Origin of the sequence: Nocardioides antri, from assembly GCF_008373765.1 — a bacterium.
In the GTDB taxonomy this organism is placed as follows: Bacteria; Actinomycetota; Actinomycetes; order Propionibacteriales; family Nocardioidaceae; genus Nocardioides; species Nocardioides antri.
In genome coordinates, this window is the sequence record NZ_VUJW01000194.1 from 1 (window position 1) to 473 (window position 473).

Here is a 473-nt window from a genome sequence, read left to right on the forward strand (position 1 = left end):
TCAGGCGAAGCTTTTAATTTGATATGGGACTGCTCTACAAACTCGAGTTTTGAGATCAGTCACACGTCAAGTTACGTAAACTAGTTTACTGCGATTGGGTGAAAGTAGCTAGGAAGTCTGTGACGATCTTCTTCAAGGAGGCGTCAGACTCGGGGGTGATCTGACCGTCTTTGGCGATCGTGGAGAGAAGACCCTGGTGGCTAGTTTTGATGTGTTGAGTGAATTCCTTCTCGAAGGCAGTGATTTTGGAGGGGTCCAGCTTGTCGAGGTGACCGCGGACACCGCAGTAAATGATGGCGACCTGTTCCTCAATAGCCATGGGCACGTATTGTCCTTGCTTGAGGAGCTCAGTAAGACGCATTCCTCTGTTGAGCAGCTGCTGTGTAGCGGCATCCAAGTCAGAACCGAACTGGGCAAAAGCCGCGGCCCCGCGGTACTCAGCCTGTTGCCGCTCCGTGGACCCGGCCGCCTGC

1 pseudogene is annotated in these 473 nt (G+C 53.3%); it reads right to left on the reverse strand.

The features are described from left to right. Positions 1 to 85: 85 nt before the first annotated feature. Positions 86 to 473, reverse strand: a pseudogene (locus F0U47_RS22995) (F0F1 ATP synthase subunit alpha); the annotation flags it as partial.